Source organism: Tomitella biformata AHU 1821 (genome assembly GCF_000524475.1).
GTDB classification, from domain to species: Bacteria; Actinomycetota; Actinomycetes; order Mycobacteriales; family Mycobacteriaceae; genus Tomitella; species Tomitella biformata.
Map to the genome: position 1 here is coordinate 15,313 of NZ_BAVQ01000083.1, position 23,805 is coordinate 39,117.

General features: G+C 68.7%; 20 protein-coding genes and 1 pseudogene. 3 read left to right on the forward strand and 18 right to left on the reverse strand.

The features are described 5' to 3' along the window. Window positions 1-10: 10 nt before the first annotated feature. The 13 genes from TBIF_RS20280 to upp all read right to left on the reverse strand — a co-directional run bounded on the left by TBIF_RS20280 (window position 11) and on the right by upp (window position 16,519). Window positions 11-1,948, reverse strand: coding sequence for a hydantoinase B/oxoprolinase family protein (locus TBIF_RS20280; protein WP_024796570.1), 1,938 nt, complete (start codon window positions 1,946-1,948; stop codon window positions 11-13). Continuing rightward, complete coding sequence (locus tag TBIF_RS20285; protein WP_024796571.1) at window positions 1,945-4,053, reverse strand: hydantoinase/oxoprolinase family protein; 2,109 nt, start codon at window positions 4,051-4,053, stop codon at window positions 1,945-1,947. The genes TBIF_RS20280 and TBIF_RS20285 overlap by 4 nt, the downstream gene beginning before the upstream one ends. 188 nt (window positions 4,054-4,241) lie before the next feature. Continuing rightward, on the reverse strand, window positions 4,242-4,619 hold the full coding sequence (locus TBIF_RS20295; RefSeq protein WP_024796572.1) for a type II toxin-antitoxin system VapC family toxin: 378 nt from the start codon (window positions 4,617-4,619) through the stop codon (window positions 4,242-4,244). Window positions 4,620-4,628: 9 nt separating this feature from the next. Next, window positions 4,629-4,868, reverse strand: a complete 240-nt coding sequence (locus TBIF_RS20300; protein WP_024796573.1) for a toxin-antitoxin system HicB family antitoxin — start codon at window positions 4,866-4,868, stop codon at window positions 4,629-4,631. Window positions 4,869-4,998: 130 nt separating this feature from the next. After that, window positions 4,999-5,655 (reverse strand): SRPBCC family protein, encoded by a 657-nt coding sequence (locus TBIF_RS20305; protein WP_024796574.1) that lies wholly within the window; start codon window positions 5,653-5,655, stop codon window positions 4,999-5,001. Next, window positions 5,652-8,123, reverse strand: coding sequence for an aerobic carbon-monoxide dehydrogenase large subunit (gene cutA, locus TBIF_RS20310; RefSeq protein ID WP_024796575.1), 2,472 nt, complete (start codon window positions 8,121-8,123; stop codon window positions 5,652-5,654). The genes TBIF_RS20305 and cutA overlap by 4 nt, the downstream gene beginning before the upstream one ends. Continuing rightward, window positions 8,120-8,758, reverse strand: a complete 639-nt coding sequence (locus TBIF_RS20315; protein WP_024796576.1) for a (2Fe-2S)-binding protein — start codon at window positions 8,756-8,758, stop codon at window positions 8,120-8,122. The genes cutA and TBIF_RS20315 overlap by 4 nt, the downstream gene beginning before the upstream one ends. Before the next feature lie 2 nt (window positions 8,759-8,760). Next, complete coding sequence (locus tag TBIF_RS20320) at window positions 8,761-9,651, reverse strand: FAD binding domain-containing protein (protein ID WP_024796577.1); 891 nt, start codon at window positions 9,649-9,651, stop codon at window positions 8,761-8,763. Window positions 9,652-9,741: 90 nt separating this feature from the next. After that, window positions 9,742-11,193 carry a uracil-xanthine permease family protein gene (locus tag TBIF_RS20325; protein WP_024796578.1) on the reverse strand — a complete coding sequence of 484 codons (1,452 nt, stop codon included), beginning with the start codon at window positions 11,191-11,193 and terminating at the stop codon, window positions 9,742-9,744. A gap of 152 nt (window positions 11,194-11,345) precedes the next feature. Next, a complete protein-coding gene (locus TBIF_RS20330) occupies window positions 11,346-12,974 on the reverse strand; it encodes a PucR family transcriptional regulator (RefSeq protein WP_038172228.1) in 1,629 nt (542 codons plus the stop codon). A gap of 120 nt (window positions 12,975-13,094) precedes the next feature. Beyond that, a complete protein-coding gene (locus TBIF_RS20335; RefSeq protein ID WP_024796580.1) occupies window positions 13,095-14,255 on the reverse strand; it encodes an XdhC family protein in 1,161 nt (386 codons plus the stop codon). Between the two features lie 105 nt (window positions 14,256-14,360). Beyond that, the gene (locus tag TBIF_RS20340; protein ID WP_024796581.1) at window positions 14,361-15,755 is read right to left on the reverse strand and encodes an amidase; all 1,395 of its coding nucleotides are present in this window, start codon (window positions 15,753-15,755) and stop codon (window positions 14,361-14,363) included. 140 nt (window positions 15,756-15,895) lie between these two features. Next, window positions 15,896-16,519, reverse strand: coding sequence for a uracil phosphoribosyltransferase (gene upp / locus TBIF_RS20345; RefSeq protein WP_024796582.1), 624 nt, complete (start codon window positions 16,517-16,519; stop codon window positions 15,896-15,898). A gap of 132 nt (window positions 16,520-16,651) precedes the next feature. On the opposite strand from upp, the gene TBIF_RS20350 reads away from it, so the two are divergent. Beyond that, window positions 16,652-17,389, forward strand: coding sequence for a sulfite exporter TauE/SafE family protein (locus TBIF_RS20350; protein WP_024796583.1), 738 nt, complete (start codon window positions 16,652-16,654; stop codon window positions 17,387-17,389). Here the strand turns inward: TBIF_RS20350 and TBIF_RS20355 are convergent. Continuing rightward, complete coding sequence (locus tag TBIF_RS20355) at window positions 17,327-18,742, reverse strand: uracil-xanthine permease family protein (protein WP_024796584.1); 1,416 nt, start codon at window positions 18,740-18,742, stop codon at window positions 17,327-17,329. The genes TBIF_RS20350 and TBIF_RS20355 overlap by 63 nt on opposite strands. 275 nt (window positions 18,743-19,017) lie before the next feature. Here TBIF_RS20355 and TBIF_RS20360 point away from each other — a divergent pair, with 275 nt between their 5' ends. Together TBIF_RS20360 and TBIF_RS20365 are read left to right on the forward strand one after the other, a co-directional pair. Further along, on the forward strand, window positions 19,018-19,410 hold the full coding sequence (locus tag TBIF_RS20360) for a hypothetical protein (protein ID WP_038172173.1): 393 nt from the start codon (window positions 19,018-19,020) through the stop codon (window positions 19,408-19,410). Between the two features lie 81 nt (window positions 19,411-19,491). Further along, complete coding sequence (locus TBIF_RS20365; protein WP_024796586.1) at window positions 19,492-20,280, forward strand: RES domain-containing protein; 789 nt, start codon at window positions 19,492-19,494, stop codon at window positions 20,278-20,280. On the opposite strand, the gene TBIF_RS20370 is transcribed toward TBIF_RS20365, so the two are convergent. The 4 genes and pseudogenes from TBIF_RS20370 to TBIF_RS20385 form a co-directional block, all read right to left on the reverse strand. Further along, entirely contained in the window at window positions 20,277-21,419 is a 1,143-nt protein-coding gene (locus TBIF_RS20370; RefSeq protein WP_024796587.1) for a DUF3322 domain-containing protein, read from the reverse strand. The genes TBIF_RS20365 and TBIF_RS20370 overlap by 4 nt on opposite strands. Further along, window positions 21,416-21,877: pseudogene (locus TBIF_RS20375) on the reverse strand (SbcC/MukB-like Walker B domain-containing protein); the annotation flags it as partial. The gene TBIF_RS20370 and the pseudogene TBIF_RS20375, both read right to left, overlap by 4 nt. A gap of 101 nt (window positions 21,878-21,978) precedes the next feature. Then, window positions 21,979-22,659, reverse strand: a complete 681-nt coding sequence (locus TBIF_RS20380; RefSeq protein ID WP_024796589.1) for an SIMPL domain-containing protein — start codon at window positions 22,657-22,659, stop codon at window positions 21,979-21,981. Between the two features lie 25 nt (window positions 22,660-22,684). Continuing rightward, entirely contained in the window at window positions 22,685-23,758 is a 1,074-nt protein-coding gene (locus TBIF_RS20385) for an FUSC family protein (RefSeq protein ID WP_024796590.1), read from the reverse strand. Window positions 23,759-23,805: the final 47 nt, after the last annotated feature.

A 23,805-nucleotide genomic window follows, 5' to 3' on the forward strand; every position in this document is an offset into this window, starting at 1 on the left:
CGGTGCGTGCTCACGCGTCGATGAAGTCGTACACAGCGTGCTTGGCGCCGCCGGAGAGGCGCTCGAAGCCGGGGCCGCGGTCGAAGAACGGCTCGCTGCCGTCGCGCTCATTGCGCATCGCAGCGCGCAGCGAGTCGCTGGCGTCCTCGTCGGCGACAGGATGGTCACCGTCGAGCAGGATCACGCCGTAGTCGTTGCGTGCGCCCTCACGGGAGACCTTGTGCCACAGCACATCCCGAACCACCTCGGCGATCGGCCGGTCGAGGGGGTCGCCCCAGCCGCCGCCGCCGGTGGTGCGGATCCGGAAGGTCTCGCCCGCCTTGATCGGCTCGGCGTCGGTGAGCGCGTCGAAGACCCGCTCGTTGGGCTCGCCCGGGTTGAGCACCACGGAGAACGGCTGGCCGGCCTTGCCGCCCTTGACGCCCCAGCAGGCGAGGATGGAGCGGTCCGCGATGGACATGAAGTGCGCGTCCTTGAGCATCCGGATGTGCTTCTCGTAGCCGAGGCCGCCGCGGTAGCGCCCCGCGCCGCCGGAGTCCTTCGCCAGGCCCAGCTTCTCGACGATGAACGGGAAGCGGCTCTCGGTGAACTCGGTGGGCAGGTTCCGCGAGTCCGGCACCACGTGGATGGTGTCCTCCCCGTCGGCGTAGTACCGACCGCCGGAGCCGCCGCCGAGCACCTCGCGCATGAGGTAGGACTGGCCCTCGAAGTCCTCGCCGTAGACGCCGGTGTAGCGGATGGTCTCCTGGTCGGCGGGCATGTTGCCGTCGACGGCCTTGGCGATGGCGCCGGTGAGCACGCCGAGCAGGCGCAGGATCACGAAGGTGCGGGCGTTCGTCGGGGCCGGGAAGATCGGGGTGATCAGCGTGCCCGGCTCCGGGAACTTCATCTCGATGAGGGGGATGATGCCCTCGTTGACGTCCAGCTCGGCCATCCGCTCCGGGGTGTCCGCGAGGCTGCGGAGCACCGGCGCGAGCCACTTCGCCAGGAAGTTGCCGTCCGAGTAGTCGCCGCAGTGGTTGATCGGGCCCTTGGCCTGGGGGCCGGTGCCGGTGAAGTCGAGGATCAGCCGCTCGCCGCCCTCGTCCTCCGGCGCGGTCTTGGTCATGGTGATCCGCTGCACGTGGAGCTGCGGCTCGTCGACGCCGTCGTGCTCGGCGTAGTCCTCCCAGGTGTAGGAGCCGACGGGGATCTTGGACAAGATCTCGCGCCGGTAGGTCTCGGTGCAGGCGTCCATGGAGGCGTCGAAGCAGGCCTCGATGGTCTCCACGCCGTAGCGCTCGAACAGCTCCGTGAGCCGGCGCGCGCCCATCAGGCACGCCGAGCACTCGGCGTCCAGGTCGGCCGCCAGCGCGTCGGGCATCCGGGAATTGCGGGTCATGATGCGCAGCGCGGCCTCGTTGGGCACGCCCTGGTCCCACAGCTTGATCGGGGGGACCATCAGGCCCTCCTCGAAGACGGTGGTGGCGCCCGAGGGCATCGAGCCCGGGCAGCAGCCGCCGATGTCGTCGTGGTGGCCGAAGGCCTGCACGAACGCCACGACCGAGGGCTCGTCGGCCCCGGGCAGCGTCGCGAAGACGGGGACGGTCACGCACAGGTCGGGCAGGTGGCCGATGCCGCCTTCGGAGAGGTACACGTCGTTGTGGAAGTAGACGTCGCCGGGCTTCATCGTCTCGATCGGGAAGTCGCGGACCACGGGCTGGACCAGCGCCGAGTAGGAGCGGCCGGTGAGCTTGCGCATGTTGCGGTCATAGATGCCGGCGCGGAAGTCGTGCGCGTCGCGGATCATGGGGGAGCGGGAGGTGCGCGCGATGTGGGTCTCGACCTCCATCTCGACGCTGGCGAGGTAGCCGGCGACGATCTCGACGAGGACCGGGTCCGGCGTCTCGGCGTCGACCGGGGTGAGGCGGTAGGGCTTGCCGTTCACCAGATCTGTGGTCACGGTCATGACTGCGCTCCGTTCGTGGCGATGAGGTCCTTGCTGATGCGGATGTTCCCGTAGGTGTCCATGTGTGCGGTGAACCCGGGGTGCACCGGCACTGTGGAGCTGAACTCCTCGATCACGGCGGGGCCGGCGAGGATGTCGTCCGAGCCCATCAGCGCGCGGTCGTAGACAGCCGTCTCGAGCCAGCCGTCGAAGTAGCCCTGGCGGGTGCCTGTGCGCGCGTGCTCCGCGCCGCGGCCCTTGGGGACCTGCGGGATCTCCGGGCGCTTGATCGGGCCGATGCCGCTGACCCGCAGGTTGACCCACTCGACGTACTGGGTGGGGTCGCCGCGGAAGTCATAGCCGTAGAGCTCGCGGTGCGCCACGTGGAAGGCCTCCGCAGTGTCGTCGATGATCTGCTGGGTGACGGGGCCCTCCCCGACGGGCACCCGCACCTCGAAGGCCTGCCCGAGGTAGCGCAGGTCCGCCGTGCGCTGGTAGCGCCGCTCGTCGGGGCCGAAGCCCTCCTCGACCAGGGCGGTCTCGGCCTCGCCCGCGAGCGAGTCCATCTCCGCCTGCAGGTCCTCGCAGCGCAGCCGCTCGTGGCGGGTGACGTTGGTCTGCACGTAGTCGTTGCGCACGTCCACGGTCAGCAGCCCGAACGCCGAGACGTTGCCGGGGTTGGCCGGGACGAGCACGCCCTTGAGGTTGAGGATGTCGATCAGCCGGCAGGCGAGCAGCGAGCCGGAGCCGCCGAAGGTGACCAGGGTGAAGTCGCGGACGTCGAGGCCGCGTTGGACGGAGATCTGGCGCAGCGCGTTGGCCTGGTTCCAGGCCGAGACCTCCAGGATGCCGGTGGCGCAGGCTTCCATTTCCAGGCCCAGCGTGTGCGCGAGCTCGGTGACGCCCTTGCGGGCCAGCTCGGTGTCGAGGGGGATCTCGCCGCCGAGCAGGTGCGGGGGGATGCGGCCGAGCAGCACGTGAGCGTCGGTGATGGTGGCGTCGTTGCCGCCGTTGCCGTAGCACATTGGGCCGGGATCGGCGCCTGCAGACTGGGGGCCGACGCGCAGCGTGCCCTCGGGCGTCATCCAGGCGATGGAGCCGCCGCCGGCGCCGACGGTGACGACGTCGATCATCGGGATCTTCGAGGGGTAGTTGCCCACCCGGCCCTCGGTGGTCAGCGCGGGGTCACCCTGGACCACCACGGTGACGTCGGTGGAGGTGCCGCCGCCGTCGCAGGTCAGGACATGCTCCACGCCCGCCACGCTGGCGACCATGGCCGCGCCCAGCGCGCCTGCCGCCGGCCCGGACAGGACCGTCGTGATCGGCTGGTGCACAACCTCTTTGGCGGAGAGGACACCGCCGTTGGACTTCATCAGGTAGAACGGGATCTCGCGGGTGGCGCCGTCGGCGGTGGCCGAGAACTGGCGCAGGCCGGTGGAGATGTTGGTGACGTAGTCGCGGATGTTCGGCTTGACCGACGCGTCGACGAGCGTGGTGATCGAGCGCTCGTACTCGCGGTACTCGCGGAGCACCTCGCTCGAGATGCTGATGGTGGCCTCGGGGAACTCCTCGAGGATGATCTCGCGGACGCGGCGCTCATGGAGCGGGTTCGCGTAGGAGTGCATCAGGCAGATGCCGAGCGTGTGGATCCCGTTGTCGCGGAAGAACCGGGCCGCCGCGCGAGCGTCCTCCTCGACGAGGGGGCGGATCTCGTTGCCCTGGTAGTCAAGGCGGCCGCCGACGGTGCGGACCTTGTCAGCGGAGACGATGCGGTCCGGCTTGACCCAGAAGTACGAGTTGCCGTAGCCGTCCGGCACGGACTGGCGGGCGATCTCGAGCACGTGCCCGTAGCCCTCGGTGGCGATGAAGCCGAGGTTGCCGACCTTGCCCTCGAGGAGCTTGTTGGTCGCGACGGTGGTGCCGTGGCTGACGGCCGTCAGGGCCTCGCCATTGACGCCCATCTGCTTGAGGACCTTGTCGATGCCGGCCAGGAAACCCTCGGCGGGGTCGGCGGGCGTCGACGGCGTCTTGGTGGTGACCATCTCGCCGGACTCTTCGTCCACCGCCACCACGTCAGTGAACGTCCCGCCGGTGTCGATGCCGACCCGAATCTTTCTGGACTCCATAAGTTCCTCCTTGGATAGCCGGCCCGAACCGGCCGTGTGAATTCATTCCACTCGTTCCCGCGGAGGTAATCGTCGTCACATATCGCCAAACTCGGGCATGGGTTTTCATGCACCCGAGTTGTGGGGGAGCGGAGGCCTGGCAGGTGGCGCCGAAAGGCAATCGGCGCCTGAGTTGGCGTGCGGACCCGTTAGAGAAGCTGGATCGGGCATTGCAGCCCGGGTGCGTGGGCGAGGCGCGCGTCGGTGGTGAGCAGCGCGGTGGCGTCGATCGCTTCCGCGAGTGCCACGTAGGTGGCGTCGTAGGCGGACAGGTTGTGGCGCAGTGCCCACATGCGCGGCCGCAGCTGCTGCGCAGGGAAGCGTGTGAGGGTGAGCGCCAGGAATCCGTCGAACGCGGCGGCCGACTGGGCGTCGGTCAGGGCGCCGCGGCGAGCGAGGTTGCGCAGCACGTGCGTCACTTCGCTGTCGATGAGGTGCGGGGCAGCGAGTGGTTCGTGCCCGAGCGCGTCGGGGTCGAGGTCGCCGACGAGGAGCTCGACGAGGACGCCTGCGTCAACGACTTTCACGCGGGACCTTCACTTCCGGCCCTCGTCGAGCGCAGCGAGGATGGTGGCCCGGTCGACATGTCCGTGCACCGCGTCCTGGGTGCGGCGGATGGCGGCGGCGTTATCGGCGACGACCTGCGCGCGGGTGGCGATCCCCTCAAGCTCGCGCAGCACGTACCGGGTTAGCGATAGCCCCTGTTCGGCGGCGGCGGCGGTCAGGGCGGCGTGCACGTCCGCGGGCACATCCCGGATCTGCACAACTTTTGACATGGCTCCACTATAACCCTCATGGGTGCAGTGTGCACCCAGCTTCTTTCGGCGCCGCGTGGCCACCTCCCCGACATGCCAACGGCCGCCGCCCCGAAAGGGGACGACGGCCGTGGTGGCTACGGGAGGCAGGCTATCGCGGGCAGCGCCGCCAGCTGAGGAGCCCGCCAACGAGCACCCCGGAGAGGGCGATGCCGGCGCCGACGGCCGCGGCCACCAGCAGCGACTGCTGCGAGGCGGGAGCTGCGGCGGCTGTTGCGGGGGCGGGGGTCGCCAGGCCGGCGACTGCGGCCTCGACATCTGCGGCAATGGACTCGGCCACGGCCGCGAGCGCCGCCGGGGCCTCGGGGATGCCGTGGTCGATGACCTTGCCGAGCTCCTTGAAGAACACGCCCGCCATCTTCTTGGCGACGCCGGTGATCATCCGCTGGCCGACGCCGCCGACCATGCCGCCGACCACTGCGTCCGCGTCGTAGGTCAGCAGGGTGCCGCCCTCGTGGGCCTCCAGCCGCACGGTGACATCGGCGGTGACCGTGCCCGGCGCGCCCGATCCGGAGGCCGTCATCACGAAGGACTCCGGCCGGTTCTGCTGGGAGAGCTTCACCTCGCCGTCGTAGGTGCCCTTGATGGCGGCGACTCCGGCGATGACCGAGAGCTTGTAGTGGTTGTCGGTGACCTGCTCCAGGGACTGCACGCCCGGGATGGTGGCGGCGAGGACTCGGCCGTCCTGCAGGTTGTCGTAGACGACCTCGGGCGGCGCGGTCAGCTGCGCGGTGCCTGCGATTCTCATTGCTTCTCCTCGGTGTCGGCGGCGTGGGCCAGCCGGAGTTCATATAGTTCGGACGGGGAAATGGGCATGCGCAAGATGGGGAAGCCCTCGGCGTCCTCGATCGCGGCGGCGATGGCGGCGGATGTCGGGATGACGCCCGCCTCGCCGGCGCCCTTCATGCCCAGGGGGTTGAGCGTGGACGGGGTGACGGTGTGGTCGATCTCGATCTCTTCGGGGACCTCGGTGACGAAGGGCATCAGGAAATCCATGAACGATGCGTTGAGCATCTGCCCGTGCTCGTCGTAGACGATCCGCTCATACAGCGCGCCGCCGATGCCCTGTGCGACGCCGCCGTGGATCTGCCCCTCCACGATCCGGGGGTTGATCACGTTGCCGCAGTCGTGGATCACGGCGTAGCGCTCCACATGGATCTCCGCGGTGACCGGGTCGGTCTCAACGATCGCGGCGTGGATGCCGGAGGCGAACGTCGAGCGCGGCGGCGAGTAGTAGCCGGTGGCCTCGAGGCCGGGTGCCTCCCCGTCGCGGATCGGCGGAATAGACATGTCGGTGACGGGCTTCGCGAATCCTGTTGCGGCCCTGGACTCCTTGTCGAACGCGTAGCGCAGGGGGTTGGACAGCACCGCGACGGTGGCCAGCGAGAGCGAGGTGCCGTCGGCGCCGGGGACGGTGCCGATCTTGCAGACGTGGCCGCCGCGCAGCTCGAGCTCGGCCGGGTCGAGGTCGAGGGTCTCGCCGGTGATCTTCTTGGCCTTCTCCGCCACCATCTGCGCCGCCACGTGGAACGCGGAGCCGGACATCACGGCCCCGCGGGACGCGAAGGTGCCGACGGCGTAGCCGAATCGGCGGGTGTCGCCGGTGACGATCTCGATATCGGACATCGGCACGCCGAGGTCGTCGGCGATGATCTGCGCGAATGAGGTCTGGTGCCCCTGGCCCTGGGTGGTCAGGCCGGTGGCGCCCTTGATCTTGCCGGACGTCTCGATCAGCACATGTGCGCCCTCGTAGGGGCCGGGGCCGGTGCCCTCGACGTATGCGCCGACCCCGATGCCGACGGTGCGGCCCTCCTCGGCGGCCTGCCTCTTGTACTCGGGGAACCCATCCCAGTCGATGAGCTTCTTCAGCTTGTCCAGCCCGGCCTGGTAGCTGCCGGAGTCGTAGATCAGGGGGCGGCCGTCTTGGAAGGTCAGGTGGAAATCGTAGGGGAACTCGTCGGGCCTGATGAAGTTGTGCTCGCGGACCGTCAGCACGTCCTTGCCGAGGTGCTTGGCGATGGCGTCCATGGAGCGCTCCATCGCGAACACGGCCTGGGGCCGACCGGCGCCGCGGTACGGGGTGACGATCACCGTGTTGGTGTACAGCGAGTACGCGTTGACCCGGAACGAGACCGGCTTGTACGGGCCCAGCACCTGGGTGGCGGTGTTGATCATGCAGATGATCCCGTACGGCAGGTACGCGCCGTTGTCGTGCCAGAACGTGAAGTCGAAGGCGAGCAGGCGGCCGTCGTCGTCGAAGCCGACGGTGACCTCCTGCAGCTGCCCGCGCTCGTGGGCGCTGGAGATGAAGTGCTCGCGGCGGTCCTCGGTCCACTTGACCTCGCAGGAGATGCCGGCCCGGCCGAGCTTGCGCGCGGCCCACGTGACCATGACCTCCTCGGGCCACGGGTGCATGATCTTGGCGCCGAACCCGCCGCCGACGTCGGGCGCGATGCAGTGCACCTTGTTCAGTGCCATCCCGAGCCGGGCGGCGATCGCGGCGCGGGCCGAGGTGGACGTCTGCGTGGACGTCCAGAACGTCAGCGCGTCCTCGTCGTCGTCCCAGCGGGCGAAGACGCCCTTGCCCTCCATGGGCATGGACGCGGAGCGCTCGATGTCCAGCTCCAAGGTGAGGGTGTGCGGGGCCTTGGCGAGCTCGGCGTCGATGTCCCCGAAGCCGTGGTGCAGGTGCGCCGCCACGTTGTCCGGGACGTCGGCGTGCACGGCGCGCTCCGCGCGTCGGGCGGTCTCGATGCCGACGACGGGGAGCAGCTGGTCATAGGTGACATTGATCAGCGCGCAGGCGTCCTCCGCGATGTAGCGACTGGTGGCCACCACCATCACGATGGCCTCACCCACGTGGTTGACCTCGTCCTTGGCCAGGGGATAGCCGTTGCGCGGGGCGATGATCGCCGGGTGCGGGATGAGCAGCGGGAGGCACTCGGCGAGCTCCTCGGAGTCCGCGGCGATGTCCTCATAGGTGTACACGGCGTGCACGCCCGGGAGCTCTAGGGCCGCGTCGATGTCGATGTCGACGATGCGCGCGTGGCCGTAGGGGGAGCGCACGAAGGCTCCGATCAGCGCGCCGTGCCCGAGGTCGTCGAGGTACTTGCCCTTGCCGCTGAGCAGCCGGTTGTCCTCGGAGCGGGGGATGGGCTTGCCGAATAGGGGCTCGGACGCGGTGGTGGTGGGGGTGTCTGTCTGCTGGGTGCTCACAGCTTGGACCCCCGGCCGCCGACGGGGTTGGTGGTGCCGCGGACCTTCGCGTCGAGGGAGGCCCGGCTGGACTCGTCGTCCTGGCCGAGGGGGGACTCGCCGGCCCGCTCGCGGGTGATCTCCGCGGCGCGCAGCACGGACGCCTTGATGTTCTGGTAGCCGGTGCACCGGCACAGGTTGCCGGCGATGGCCTCGGTGGCCTCCGCGCGGGTGGGGTTGGGGTTCTCCTTGATGAACGCGGCGATCGTGGTGACGAAACCTGGTGTGCAGAAACCACATTGGAGGCCGTGGCAGTCCTTGAAGGCCTGCTGGACCGGGTGCAGGGTGCCGTCCGGCTCAACGAGGCCCTCGACTGTGGTGACCGAGCGGCCCTCCAGGCTGGCAGCGAGCATCAGGCAGGAGCGGATGGGCTTGCCGTCGAGCAGCACGGTGCACGCGCCGCACACCCCGTGCTCGCAGCCGACATGGGTGCCGGTCTTGCGCAGGTGGTGGCGGATGGCGTCGGAGACGAGGGTGCGCGAGGGCAGCACCACCGTCTGCGTGACCTCGTTGAGGGTGAAGGTCACCGCGACGTGCTGTTCGCCCGTCTCGGACTGCAGCTCGGCGAGCTGGTCCTCGATGTTCTTGGTGGGCACCGTTAATTCCTTTCGGCGGAGTGGAGGGCGTCCTGCGCGGCGTTGAAGACCACTCGGGAGGTGAGGGCCGCGACGAGCTGGGACCGGTACCGCGCGGTGGCGTGGATGTCGGCGTCGGTCTCGACGCGCTCGCGGGCGGACTCGGCGAGGGCGCGCCACGGCGGGTCGGACTCGTCGACGGCGGAGGCTCCGGCGAGGATCTCCGTGAAGTCGATGACCTCGCCGAACTCGCCCGCCGAGATGTAGGCGGCGCGGGCCTCCGTGACCACCTCGTCCACGACGCGGACCTGCGCGACGACGCCGACCAGTGCGTAGTCGCCGTGCCGGCGGGCGATCTCGTCGATGGCGGTGCCCACGCCGGGCTCGGCGGCCGGGACGGTGACGCTGACGGCGACCTCGTCCGGCTCCACCGAGGATTCGAGGGGGCCGAGGAACAGCTCCTCGGCGGCGATCGTGCGGGTGCCGCGCACCGAGCGGACCTGGACGGAGCCGCCGAGTAGCAGCAGCACCGCGGGCATCTCGGCCGACGGGTCCGCGTGCACGATGGAGCCGAGGGTGGTCCCGCGGTTGCGGATAGTGGCGTGGGCGACGTGGTGCAGGCCGCGACGCAGCAGCGGCTGGGCCGCGAAGGCGCCGTCGTTGGCAGCGAGGTCGGCGTGTGTGACCAGCGCGCCGAACGTCACCCCCGCCTCGCTCGACGAGGTGATCTCGTCGAGCTTCGGGATGGCGGTGATGTCGATCAGGTTTGCGGGCGCGGCCAGCCGCATGGAGAGCATCGGGACGAGCGATTGGCCGCCGGCTAGGACCTTTCCTTCGTGTCCGACCTCGGCGAGGACCTTGCAGGCCTCCTCGACCGAAGTCGGACGGTGATACACAAGCGGCGAAGGTTTCATGCCTAGATTCTGCCTCTCCAAGTTGGAAGCCGATTCATCGATTAGTGACAAGCATCACGGGTAGAGCTGGCAATAAGTGCCGCAATCCCATTAGACGAGTTGCTTGTCCGGATCTGGCAGGTCCGGCCGGGCCTCGGCGGCGCCGGTGCGGTCCGGCAGGGGCGCATCGGGCCGCACCTGTTCGGCCATGTCGTCGCGCATGTGCGCTGGCGCGATGGCCTTGCACAGGTGGTAGAGCACGATCACCGCGATGGTCCCGAACGCGATGCCGCTGAGTGCGAACGAGTCTGTGAAGTTCAGGGAGGTGTCGCCGATAGCGAGGATCAGCCCGGCCGCGACGGGCATGATGTTGAGCGGGTTGCCGAAGTTGACGCCGTTCTCCATCCAGATCTTCGCGCCGAGCAGCCCGATCATGCCGTAGAGCACCACGGTGATGCCGCCGAGCACTCCGCCTGGCGTCGCGGAGATGATCGCGCCGAATTTCGGGGAGAAGCCGAGCAGGATCGCGATCAGCCCGGCCATCGCATAGGCGGCCGTGGAGTAGACCTTGGTCGCGGCCATCACGCCGATGTTCTCGGCGTAGGTGGTGGTGGGGGAGCCGCCGACGGCCGAGGCCATCACGGTCGCCATGCCGTCTGCGGCCAGTGCGCGGCCCATCATCGGGTCGAGGTCCTCGCCGGTCATCTCGGAGACGGCCTTGACGTGGCCGGCGTTCTCGGCGATCAGGGCGATGACGCCGGGGAGCACCAGCACGATGAACGTCAGGCTGAACGAGGGGGCGTGGATGCCGACGATCCCATTGGCCTCATCGGACATGGGCGGCAGGCCGAACCAGTCGGAGGAGCCGACGCTGCCCCAGTTCACCCGGAAGTGCTCGGTGATCTCCCCGACGTTCGCGTCGTAGGAGGTGATCTTGCCGACCGTGAGGTCCAGGATCCAGGACAGCGCGTAGCCGAAGACGAGCGAGAGGAAGATCGCGATCCGGCCGAGGAAGCCGCGCAGCGCGATGCTGCCGATGATGAGCACCACCATGACGGTCAGCCCCACCCACTGGTCCTGCGGCCAATAGAGGGTGGCCACCACGGGCGCGAGGTTGAAGCCGATGAGCATGACGACCGCGCCGGTGACCACCGGTGGGAGGATCTTGAACACGATCTTGCCGCCCATGAAGTGGATCGCCACGCCGATCAGGGCCAGCACGAGGCCGGAGACCAAGATGGCGCCGGTGACCTCGGCGCTGGTGCCGCCCTGCGCGCGGATCGCGGCGATGCCGCCGACGAAGGCCGCGGACGTGCCGAGATAGCTGGGGATCTTGCCCTTGACCACGAGCAGGAAGAAGATGGTGCAGAAGCCGGACATCAAGATGGCGAGCTGCGGATTGAGACCCATGATGATGGGGAACACGAAGGTGGCGCCGAACATTGACACCACATGCTGGCCGCCGAGGCCGATCGTCCGGCCCCAGTTCAGCCGTTCATTGGGTGCGACAACCTCGCCGGGCAGGACATTTTTACCGTCCCCATGAATCTTCCAAATAGCCATTCTCACGCCTTCCATGATGGTGGCGGTGCTGGAGTCGCTCGCGACTGAATAGTGCCGACGACGCACCTGTAACTAACGACGACGCTAATGCAAAAGTGAGGCAGGCCACATGGGGGTAATCTGCCAAACCGGCGTGCACCGCATAGGCACTGTTAGTGATTAATTCGGCGCATCGACATGATCTTGAGGGCCAGCGACAGATCGAGGCACAACTCCGGCTGGTCGGTGAAGGAGCCCAGGATCTTCTCCAGCTTCACCACGCGGTATCGCAAGGTGTTGTAGTGGAAGTGCAGCTTCCGGGCGGTCTCCGCGATATTGATGTTGGTCGATAGCAGCGTCTCGAGGGTCCGGCGCATGTCCTGGGCCTCGGCGGTGTCCGCGGTGAGCTCGCGCAGCGTCTCCCGGGCGAAGGACTCAAGCTCGCCCTCGTCGTCGACGAGGCTGAGGAGGCGGTAGACGCCCAGGTCGTCGAAGTGGGTGACGGCCCAGTCGCCGGAGATCTTGCGCCCCAGCTGCAAGGCGGTGCGCGCCTGGCTGTAGACCGTCGGCAGCTCATCCATGGACGTGCACGGGCGGGAGACGCCGACGCTGAACGCGCGGCGGCCGCCGCCACCCTCGCCGCGAACGATGGCGACCAACTCATGGACCGTGTCCATCGTGTGGGCGTCGGCGCCGAGCAGGATCACGGTCTCGGTGGCGAGCGCGGCCATGGCCGCAGCCGGGTCGCGGGATGCGAGGGCGCTGCTGAAGGCCCGAGCCTGGCGATCCACCAGCGGCATCTGGACCGGGGCGGCCGGCGTCTCGAGGGGCACGGGGTCCGGCTCGATCGAGACCACCACCACCTCGCGGTCCAGGTCCCAGCCGAAGCTCTTGGCATGGGCGACGGCGTGGTCGTGGCCGCCGCCGCGGCCCAGCAGTAAGTCCCGGACAAAGTTTGAGCGGTGCTTGTCCTCCACCGAGGCCAGGGCCTGGTCTCGGGAGACCACGAGCGCGCAGACCGACGCGGCACGCTCGAGCAGGTACAGATCATCGTGCGCCAGCGTCCGGTCGCGCCGGAACGCGGCGATGCGCCCGTGGTCGACGCCATTCGCGGAGATAGCGCTGACCGCGATGCTGCCGCACTCCGTGGACCGCACGCCGAGGCCGCCCTCGATGGCGTCGGTGCGCAGCCGGCCCGTCGCGTCGAGCGCATGGCTGTGGGCCAGCGCGCACAGGTCATCGGCACTGCCGGCCCGTGCGATCTCGCGGCCGTCCGAGGTGGTCACCAAGATCGCCGCCGACAGCTCCTGGGCCCCGGCCGTCGCGATGTCGGCGAACGCGCCGCCCGCCACCACGACGTCGACCAGCCGACGCCGGAGTCGCTCCGCTCGGAACATGGCCGCGCGTTGGCTCGCGGCCAGCGCGGCCAAGCCGCGGCCGAGGGGGTGACCGGGGTCCGGCGCCTGCGTCACGGCGATGACGGGCAGCCCGAGCGCGCCGGCCACGGCGAGGGCGTCTTGGGGAAGGCTGTCGTCCCGTTCGCTGGCGAGGTGCACGATCACGGCGGCGATGCCCCGGGAGTTCGCTCGGGAGAAGAAGGTCCCGACGGGCTCGGCCAGCTGGTCCAGCATGAACCCGGTGGTGAGTAGCAGGTCCTGGGGACGCAACCACGTGATGACGTCGGGGACCTCCATGACGTTGAGCCGCATGATCTCGCGGCCCAGGTTGGCATGGCCGGCGAGCACGCTGCAAGAGGACAGGAAACTGGTCGCGAGCAGGTCCTGGACCGTCGTCGGGTGCATGGCGTTGTCGACGCGGGCCTCGAGTTGTGTGCCGGACGTGTTCACTTCGCCACCTTGTAATCTGGAGTATTCGATCACCACAATGTGATCTGCATTATCTTCAGCGATGGTAGCCGCGGCTCAGCAGCCCTCGACGGCTTTGCTGCGCTCGAACCCGCCCAGGGCGGCCGCGGCCTCGCGGTGGATGGGCCCGGTCAGGCTGCGCAGCTCGAGCCCGGTCGCATCGCGCGTGGTCTTGAGGACCTCGGCCATGATCGAGATGGCGGTCTCCTCGGGGGTCCTGGCCCCGAGGTCGAGCCCGATAGGCGAGTGCAGCCGGTCCAGTTCCGCCGCGCCCAGCCCGGACTCGATCAGCTTGTCCATGCGGCGCTCATGGGTGGCCCTACTGCCCAATGCGCCGACATAGGCGGCGTCGGTGCGCAGCGCCAGCTCCAGCAGCGGGATGTCGAACTTCTCGTCGTGGGTGAGCACCGCGATGATGGTGCGGGGGTCCACCGGGGCACCGGCGAGGAAGCGGTGCGGCCAATCCACGACCACCTCGTCGGCGTCGGGAAAGCGCGCCGCGGTGGCGAAGACGGCCCGGGCGTCGATGACGGTCACGTGATAGCCGGCGAATTTGCCGATCCGGCACATCGCCGCGGCGAAGTCGATGGCGCCGAAGACATACATGCGCGGGGCGGTGCCAAACGCCTCGACCAGCACCTGGTCCAGATCCTGCGAGCCAGCCGGTCCCAGCTCCATGACGCCCAACTCCATGAATCCCAGTCCCGAGGCGCCGGACTGGAGGCCGGTGCGGACGCGGCCGATCAGCTCGTCGTCCGCTTCGCCGCCGCCCATCGAGCCCCACGCGTCCTCTGCGGTCACGACGAGGTGCCGGGGTGGCTCGCCAGCGCGGCAGTCGGTGAGCACGGCGACCGGCTCGCCGGCGGCGACCAGCCCGGGCACCCGCGCGAAGTCGGGGAACGTGTCGGGGGTGATGAGCTGGAGGTAGACGACGATGGTGCCGCCGCACGTGAGGCCGACACCGATCGCGTCGTCGTTGGCGACGGTGAATATCTCGGTGCGGCTCACGCCGTCGGCCAGCACCTCCGCGGCCAGTTCATACAGGGTGCCCTCGACGCAGCCGCCGGACACGCTGCCGACGACGGCGCCGGATTCGGAGACCGCCATCGCGGCGCCGGCTGGGCGGGGGGAGGATTGCCAGGTCCGGATGACGGTGGCCAGCGCGAAGCGCTCACTGCGGGCAGACCACACCGCAAGGTCATCGAGAATGTCTCGCATTGCCGAACCTCCTAATGTGATGTGGCGCTCACAGTATCCGGCCCGCGCGGGTGCCCGGTGGGCAGATCTCGCCCAACTTCCCCTGGGTTTCCTGTGAGGTCTTGCTCAGATGTCCACGGCCCGCCAGCACAGTGCGGCCAGGGCTAGGGCCTCGTGCTCGTGGAACGGCTTGGCGACGATCTGCACCCCGATGGGCAGGCCCGACGCGGACGTGCCCACCGGCACCACCACGGACGGCACTCCGAGGATGCTGATGGCCCGGCTGCTGGCCAATGCCTGCGCCCAGGTCAGCACCTGGTCTCCGACGGGGAACTCGGTGGCGTCCACGCCCGGCGCGACGATGGACGCCACAGGCATGACCAGCAGGTCGCCGATCTCGGAGAGGAACTGGTCCACGAGCAGGGTGCGCTGGCTCCACCCGGCCTCGAGCTCGATGGTGGAGACGGGACGCACCGCGGACAGGAAGGCCTGGGTGTTGCCGCTGAAGCCAGCCGGGGGACCGTACTGGGTGACATCGGTCTGCGTCTCGCGTGCGCGCATTGCGCTAAACAGCGGCTCGGCCTGTGACAGCGCCTGGCCGGAGTACGGGGCGATTGACCCGACCGCGGGCTGCAGCCGCGCTGCCAACGCGGCCACCGTCGCCTTGATCTCCTCGGCCACCGGGACGTTGCCCTCACCGTCGGCCCAGCGGACGTCGAGCGCGGAGACGTCGACGGTGGCGGGGTCCACCCATCGGAACTGCGGCTCGGAGAGCACCTTGAGCAGGGCCGTCAGATCGTCCAGATCTCGCGCCAAGGGACCGATCATCTGCACGGCGCCGTGCAGGGTCACCGGGTTCGTCAGCACCCCTCCGCTGACCGTCGCACTGCCGGTCATGACACCCGGGTACTGGCCGTCGTCGGCGACGCGCCCGGCCGTCGGGCGCACCGAGCACAGGCCGGTGCAGTGCGCCGGCCAGCGGACGGAGCCGCCGAAATCGGTGCCCAAGCCGGCGGCGCTCATGCCGGAGGCGATGGTGGCGGACTCGCCGCCGCTGGACCCGCCGGGGGACAGCGCGATCCCCTCGGGCGCGAGCGGGCTGACGGTGTTGCCGAAGTACTCGTTGTGGGTCAGTCCGCTGGCGCCGAACTCGGGGGTGTTGGTCTTGCCGATCAGGATCGCGCCCTCTGCGCGCATGCGGGCCACGGCCGGGGCGTCGGTGTCCGGCACGTTGCCGAGCAGCGCCTCTGAGCCAGCCGTCGTCCGCACGCCGGCGGTGGCGATCAGGTCCTTGACCGAGAAGGGGACGCCCGCGAGCACCCCGACGGACTCGCCGCGCTCTAGGCGGCGGTCGAGCTCCGCCGCCGCCTCGATGGCCTGCTCCGCGGGGACCGTCAGGATCGCGTTCAACCGGGTGTTGGTCTCCGCGATGTGGCTGAGGTGCTGTTCGATCACCTCGCGGGCGCTGATCTCGCGGGCGGTCACAGCCCGGGCGATCTCCAGGGCTGAGGCACCCACCATGGAACGGCGGTCTACGGAGCTAGCTTTTGTTTGCGGCACGGTATTCACGCTATTGGTCGACGGGGATCTCGGGAATGGCCAGATTCGCCAGTAGCCGCAGATCTCCAATGTGAATAGTTGACGGCGGCGGCTCGAAGCGGCTATCGGGGGCCGAATTGGCGGTCGCCCGCGTCGCCGAGTCCTGGCACGAGGAATGCATTCTCGTTGAGGCCCTCATCGATTGCCGCCGCGACGAGGCGGACGGAATGCCCCGATTCCGCCAATGCGGCTATGCCCTCTGGGGCCGCCACAACGCACACAATTGTGACATCTGTGGCGCCGCGGGAAACAAGCAGATCTATTGTGCGCACCATGGACCCGCCCGTGGCCACCATCGGATCCAGGACGTATACCGGATAGTCGGAGAGGTCGGCCGGCAGCGACTCCAGGTAGGGCACGGGCTGGTGCGTCGTCTCGTCCCGGGCCATCCCGACGAACCCCACGCTGGCCTGGGGGATCAAGTTGCTCGCCTCCTCGACCATGCCCAGCCCGGCGCGCAATACTGGCACCAGGAGCGGCGGATTCGCGAGCCGCACCCCGCGCGCGGTCGCGATCGGCGTGGCCACCTCGAAGTGCTCCACCTTCGCGTCGCGCATGGCCTCGTAGACAAGCATCTGAGTTAGTTTTCGCAGCGCGTCGCGAAAGGTGATGTTGTCACTGCGCGCGTCGCGCATCGTGGTCAGGCGCGCGGCCGCGAGCGGGTGGTCCACCACATAGGTATCCATCAGGTGAGCGTATTGCCGGGGCGACAGCCGTGTCCTGAGTGAAAGTGCCCACGTTTGGTTCGGGATTTGGCAGATGTCGACGAGAGCCCCGGGAGGTGATGCGGGCATGCTGTGGGGATGATTTCTACGTCCCTGAGCCTGCTCCAGTACGCCCTGCTGGTGCTCGCGGGCTTTGGCGCGGGGCTGGTGGGATATGTGACCGGGATGGCCTCGCTCGTCTCCTACCCGGCGCTGCTCGCCGTCGGGCTGCCGCCCGTCACCGCCAACGTGACCAACACCGTGGCGCTGGTCGCCTCGGGCGTGGGGAGCACGGCGAACTCCGCGCGCTCGCTAGGGGAGAACGGCCCGCAGCTGTGGCGGTGGGGCGCGGTCAGTGCGGTCGGCGGCCTGGCGGGCGCGCTGGTCCTGCTGTGGTCGCCGGCCGGCTCCTTCGAGGTGGTGGTGCCCTACCTGGTGGTGCTCGCGTCGCTGGCTCTCTTGCTGCAGCCCCGGATCCGGAAACTGGCCGGCGGCAAGGACTTCCCGATCCTCTACCTCGTCGGGATGGGAGCGGTGGCCGTGTACGGCGGATACTTCGGCGCCGGGGCGGGCGTCCTCTTTCTGGCGCTGACGCTGACCTGCACGGGGCTGTCGGTGTGGCGGTCGGCGGTGTTGAAGAGCTTCCTGCTCGGCATTGCGAATCTCGTGGCCGCAGTGATTTTCTCCCTCCTGGGCGAGGTGCACTGGTGGGCGGCGGCCGCGATGGGGCTCGGGGCCCTGTGCGGCGGCTGGTGCGGCCCGCCGGTGGTGAAGGTGATCCCGCCGAACCTACTGCGGATCGCGGTGTCTATCGCGGGATTCGGCCTCGCCGGCTGGCTGGCGTTCGGGTGACTTCGTCCGCATCTCGGCGGGGGCGATCGCCCGGCACAGGTGATAGAGCACGATCACGGCGATGGTCCCCAGCGAGATGCCGGTCAGGGCGAACGAGTCGGTGATCTGCAGCGAGGTGTCGCCGATCGCCAAGATCAGCCCGGCCGCGACGGGCATGAGGTTGAGCGGGTTGCCGAAGTCGACGCCGTGCTCCATCCAGATCTTGGCCCCGAGCAGCCCGATCATGCCGTAGAGCACCACCGTGATCCCCCCGAGCACCCCGCCCGGCGTCGCGGCGATGACGGCGCCGAATTTCGGTGAGCAGCCCAGCGCGATCGCCACCAGACCGGCCACCATATATGCGGCGGTGGAGTAGACCCGGGTGGCCGCCATCACCCCGATGTTCTCGGCGTAGGTGGTGGTGGGGGAGCCGCCGGCGGCGCTAGCCATGACGGTCGCGAGGCCGTCGGCGACGAGCGCGCGGCCCATCATCGGGTCGAGGTCCTCGCCGGTCATCTCGGCGACGGCCTTGACGTGGCCGGCATTCTCCGCGATCAGGGCGATCACGCCGGGGAGCACCAGGACGATGAACGTCAGGCTGAACGAGGGGGCGTGGATGCCGACGATCCCGTTGGCCGCATCCGACGTCGGCGGCAGGCCGAACCAGTCCGCGGCCCCCACACCGGTCCAGTCCACGCGGAAGTGCTCGGTGATCGCCCCGGCGTTGGGGTCGAACGAGGTGATCGTGCCGAGCCCGCGGTCCAAGATCCAGGACAAGGCGTAGCCGAAGAGCAGCGAGAGGAAGATCGCCATCCGGCCGAGGAAGCCGCGCAGCGCGACACTGGCGATGATCAGCGCCGCCATCACGGCCAGCGCCACCCACTGGTCCTGGGGCCAGTAGACGGTGGCCACGACGGGCGCGAGGTTGAAGCCGATGAGCATCACGACCGCGCCGGTGACCACTGGCGGCAGGATCTTCGCCAGGACGCCGCCGCCCAGGAAGTGGATCGCCAGGCCGATCACGGCCAGCACCGCGCCGGCCACGAGGATCGAGCCGGTGACCTCGGCCGTCGTGCCGCCCTGCGCCCGGATCGCGGCGACCCCGCCGACGAAGGACGCGGACGTGCCCAGGTAGCTGGGGATCTTGCCCTTGACGACGAGCAGGAAGAACAGGGTGCAGAAGCCCGAGAACAGGATGGCCAGCTGCGGGTTGAGCCCCATGATGATGGGGAAGACGAAGGTGGCGCCGAACATCGAGACGACGTGCTGGCCGCCGAGGCCGATGGTCCGGCCCCAGTTCAGCCGCTCGTTCGGGGCGACGACCTCGCCCGGCAGGATATTCTTCCCATCCCCATGGATCTTCCAGATCGCCATCAAACGCCTTCCCAGTCGGCCTTTGGCGCTGTCGGTTCTGGAGTCATTGTGGCGCATGAGTTCCGGGGCTGGGGGCGTCCTGGGGAATAACAAACTCGCAGTGGGGGCGGATTGGAGATCCCGACCGCACCCTGCTTCGTGGGTGCGCATTTCATGCTTGCAGATGATGGATGTTACGTGCAATATCAGTCTGATTTCCGTATGGTTGGTGATGCTGCACACGGAGTGGATGCCGCTCGCAATGAGCGGTCGCCGGAGCATTGGAGATGGGGACAATGGCCACAAGCCTGCTGACGCACGCGAGCGAGGAGACAACTCGGCTCAGGACAGACCAAGTTGTCGAATACCTGCTTGGACACTTCGGGCCGACCTACACCGCCTACATCGCGAACTCTCGGAGCCGTGCGATGCCGGCGCGCTGGGCGCTGGCGCCTGGTCAGCCGAACCGAGTGGAGCCGGCCTTAGACAAGGTGCGACGTCTTCGTGCGGCGCACACGGTGGCGGTCGCCATCGAGAAGGCCGAGAACGACCAGGTTGCTCGCGCGTGGTTGATAGCGGGCAACCCGAGGATCGGGGGCCGGACCCCCGCGGAGTTGATCCGCGATGACGATCTTCCCAAGGTCTTCGCTGCCGCTGAGGCCTTCTTGGAGGGGACCTACTCAGCGTGACGCACTGCGCGGGCGGAGCGTTGTCCGACGTGTGACCTATGCTCTGCGCACTTGGTGGGACGGGTAGATAGGGGGCTGTGGATGGGCGGAGGTGACGACAGGATCTGCGCGCGCACGGGACTGCTGCTCCAATCTGGCAGCGGGCGGAGGGTTTCGCGCATCGCGCAGAGCCGGTTCGGTGCGCTCAATCCTCCGCAGCGGCCTGTACAGGGTCCTCGGGACGGGTGGGGGCGGTGGGACGTACCCGGACATCGCACCGTGTATGCCGCAGAGGATGAGGTCGCAGCGTTTTCGGAGGTGATCAACTACATTGAGCCCCGATTGCCGAGTATCCCGATGGCTGACCTTTTCGACGACGTGTCGGCCGTCGACTCGGAGACCTTGGACGCACAGATATACAGCGAGTTGCCCACTCATGGATCGATGCCGGTGCGGTCGATCTCCAAGGGCTGGCGCGACGCCCGGAGCAGTTACACACTCTCTCTGCCGGCAGCGGGGTGGTTCGTCGATGTGACGGCTTCTGCCAGTGTCGCGATAATCGGTCAGGCATTGGAATCGCCACTGCAGAAATGCGGGGTGGACCAATTGACCCTCGGCGAGATCACCGGCTCGCTGGACAAGGACGTCACGACAACGATTGCCTCGTGGCTCCACGGCGCAGTTCTCGACGACGGCTCGCTTCCCCACGGGATCACGTACAGATCAAAGTGGGGCGCGGAATGGAGAACGTGGGCGATTTGGCTGCGAGAGATGGATGCGGGGCTCGAGTCGACTGAGGAGCCCACGAAATCGTTGATGCAGGACAGCATCGGTGCGCATAGCCGGCCATTGATTGAGGCGGCGATTCTGCGCAACATGCGTGTCTACTAGGTCGTGCTGATTGCACCTGGCGTAGCAAGCCTCTCCAGCGCCCACGGCCACGGTACCCGCTCCTGCTCCAGCCGCAGCGACCCTTCCCGAATCACTGCCAGCGCCGCGCGTTCCTCAACCGTCAGCATCGTCAACTCACCGATAGCGGGGGACTCCTCGGTCACGGCCAACTCCAGCCAGGCCTCCAGGGTCTCGCGGTCCATCAGCAGGCTCTCGACCCCGGGTAGGTGATGGCGCAGCCGATCCAGGATCGCGAAGCCGTGGCTGTCGAGGTCGCCCCAGTACTGCACCCGAACTTCGTGCATCCACTCCAACCCAGCCAGTTCGGACACCGAATAGCCGCGGCCGTGCAGGGCGACGGCGCCCGTGAGGTCCGGCAGGGCGTGCAGCCCCTCCTGGTTCTCGAGTATCAGCACGCGGGCGGGCCGCAAGTCCAGCACCGCGAGCTCGTCGAGGGAGGTGTCGAAGATCCGGGGCGCGCCAGGCAGCAGCGCGCGGTCGCACACGGCGATCCGCCGCATCGTCGGCAACCCTCGGACACCCAGGTCCATCTCGCCGCGCACGCCGGTGAGCAGCGACTCGAGCAATCCCCGGTGGCGGCCAATCCACTTGGTGTCCACCCCGGGTACGGGCAGCTGCCGGATGTACCAGCCGGAGTCGGGGTGCTCGGTCAGCCATGTCAGCGCGGCGAGCAGCCGTGCGAAGTCGGGCTCGGTCAGCGACTCCCACTTGCCGACGGCGGCCGCGGCGGCGGGGCGCAGACCATCGGCGCGTCCGGCCAGCAAGCGGTCGAGCCGGGACTTTGCACTCAGCCAGCTGGTGGAAGCACGTGCGGCGGAGGCGATCACGTCGGGCCCGGACAACAGCACCCGGACGGGGATGTCCTGGCTACCGTAGTTGGCCCAGCGCCGCGTCTCCCACTCCACCGTGCCGGCCCCGGCGTAGGACTGCCACGTGCGGACCCATGCGACGACGGCGTCGAACCCGGCGTGCACCTGGGCCTCGGTGGGCGGCTTGAGGGAGATCGACAGTGAATCATCCTGTGCTGCAGCGGGATCGACGAGCCATCCGCTACGGCGTCGGCGATACGCGGTGGCGGCGCGCTCGGCGACCGCGGTGGGCGGCAGGCAGGTGCTCACAGCCCGCCGCCCAGATCCTCGAACGGCACCAGGTTCAGATGCGAGCTGCGCGAGTCCTCGTTGTGCACCGACGCGGCCCCGCCGATGTAGTCCTCCAGCGTGGAGAGCAGCTTGAGCGGGGTGGCCAGCATCATGTGAAAGCCGAAGAGCGCGAACACATCCAGTGCGCGGCGGGTGTAGGCGGCGTCGGCGCGGTCGAAGGCCTCGTCGAGGATCACGGTGCCGTAGCTCGGCAGCTCCTCGCCGGCGGCCGCCAGCTGATAGCGCAGCGCCGCGGCCAGGCAGAAGAACACGAGCTTCTGCGCCTGGCCGCCGGAGAGCCCGGAGCTGGAGTCGTGGAAGTTCACGTCCACCCCCTCGTCGTCGACCTCCACGCCGATGAAGCTCACGTGCAGGCGGGTGTCGAGCACCTGGATCCGCCACCGCTGGTCGGCGGGCTCGCCGGAGCCTAGGCGGTCCTGGCTCCTCTCGCGGTTCGGCGGATGGCCTGATCGTTCCAGCTGGCCGGGCCGCGTGGCGTTGGGGCTGAGATCCCGGGTTAGGCGGGACGACCCGCCGTTTAGGTTGTTGCCTCGAATCGTGCGTCGACATCCACCGCGACGCGCAGCCGCTCAGGCCGCAGGTTGGGCCCGTCGCCGGCGGGCATGGAGTCGCTGGCCATCATCATCCGGGCCTGCCCCATCTGCGGAGTGGGGTTGGACGAGACGCCCAGCATTCCGGGGTCGGCCAGCGCGATGACGTGCATTGCCTTGAGCCCCAAGCCATTAGCATAGGCGTCCGCCTTGGCGGTGGCGTCGTGCAGGGCGAGCTTGCGCACCCGGGACTGGGCCTTTGCGCGGGCGGTGCGGGTCAGCTTCCACTGGAGATGGCCGACTTCCACGCCCGCGATCTCGGCGGCGTCGTCCACGAATTGCCCGACGGCGTCCAACCCCGAGAACGTGGCCACGAGCCCCGCGGAGGACTGGTAGAGCCATGGCTGCACCGAGCCGTCCTGGCTGTATGGGCGGTGGCGCGAGTGCTGCACCTGATCCAGGCTCCAGCGGCGCAGGGGTCCGTCGGCCAGTTGGTCGAGGGTGGTCAGCAGTGCCGTGAGCGCGTGGATGGCCGTCGAGGATTGGTCCGCGGCAGCCTCTCGGCTAGGTCCGTCGCTCGCCACCCGCAGGTGCACGGCGCAGCGGTTGGGCGCGAACTCGCGCGTGGCGTGGCCGGTGACGGTGATGATGACGCGAGTAGATGCCATGGCTGCAGTTTCCCACGCCCGACGTTCAGGCCGGGGAGATGTGCTGCCGATCGGCCATGGAGATGGTTATGGCCGCGACGAGGACGCCGATAACGACCCCGATAGCGGTGTCCGCCACCCGGCTGACCGCCATCTCCGTCGTCATCTGGCCCGCCAAGCTGATCATCAACAACGCCATCGGAGTGATCGCGGCGGTGGCTAGCGCGTAGTTCTTCAGCACGAAGAGCTCGGTGAACACCTGGAGCGCGATGATCACGACGACGGTCGGCCAGAACCCGAGCCCCAAGGCGATCAGCGCGATTGCGACCACCGCGCCCACCACATTGCCGAGCAGCCGCTGGATGGCGCGCTCGACGGTGCTGGCAAAGGTCACGGACTGCATCGCGGCGACGGCGCCCATCGTCGCCCACAGCGGATGCTGCAGGCCGATGGCCAGGGATGCCCATCCGGCGAGGGCCGACGCGGCAAGGATACGAGCGCCTGCCCCGAGCATTTCAGCCGAGCGCAACCGGGTGAATCCCTCACTCAGCCATGGGGTTCTGGCGGTATCGGCCACTCGGGTCACTGGGACGACGGCTATCAGCAAGCCGAGCAGCACGCCGATCGCGGTGGCCAGAACTGCGCGCGGGAGGCTGTCCGCGACCGATGCCGCTGCGGCGGAGAAGACCACGACCACGGCACCGGGTCCGAAGATCCGCAGGCTGGTCAGCACCCACACCGCCAATCCGGCCGCGGCGGACAGCGCCGCAATCTGCAGGAGCATCGGGGTGGAGCCGAGCAACGCGCCCAGCAGCACGCCGGCCAACACGAACCCGCCGGCGATCGCCACCTTTCCGGCCCGGCGCAGGTAGGGCTCTTGCCGTGCGAAGGCCGAGGCGATGGCGCCCAGCGCCGCGAGCGCGGCCAATTGAGGTTGGCCCAGTGCGCCGCCGACCACAAGGGCCAACCCGGTCGCGATCCCCACTCGCACCGCGGGATCGAACGCCGTGGCCGAGGGGCGCATCCGAAATGCCGCCCGCCAGGTGTTTGGCGCCCAGGAGTGGCCCAGTGCGGTCTGGGTGTGCGCCAGGTGTGTGCGGATCGGTGCGGTATTGCCCATTTCCACATAGTACTTCATGAGTAAAGTACTTGTGAAGTATCCTGTGA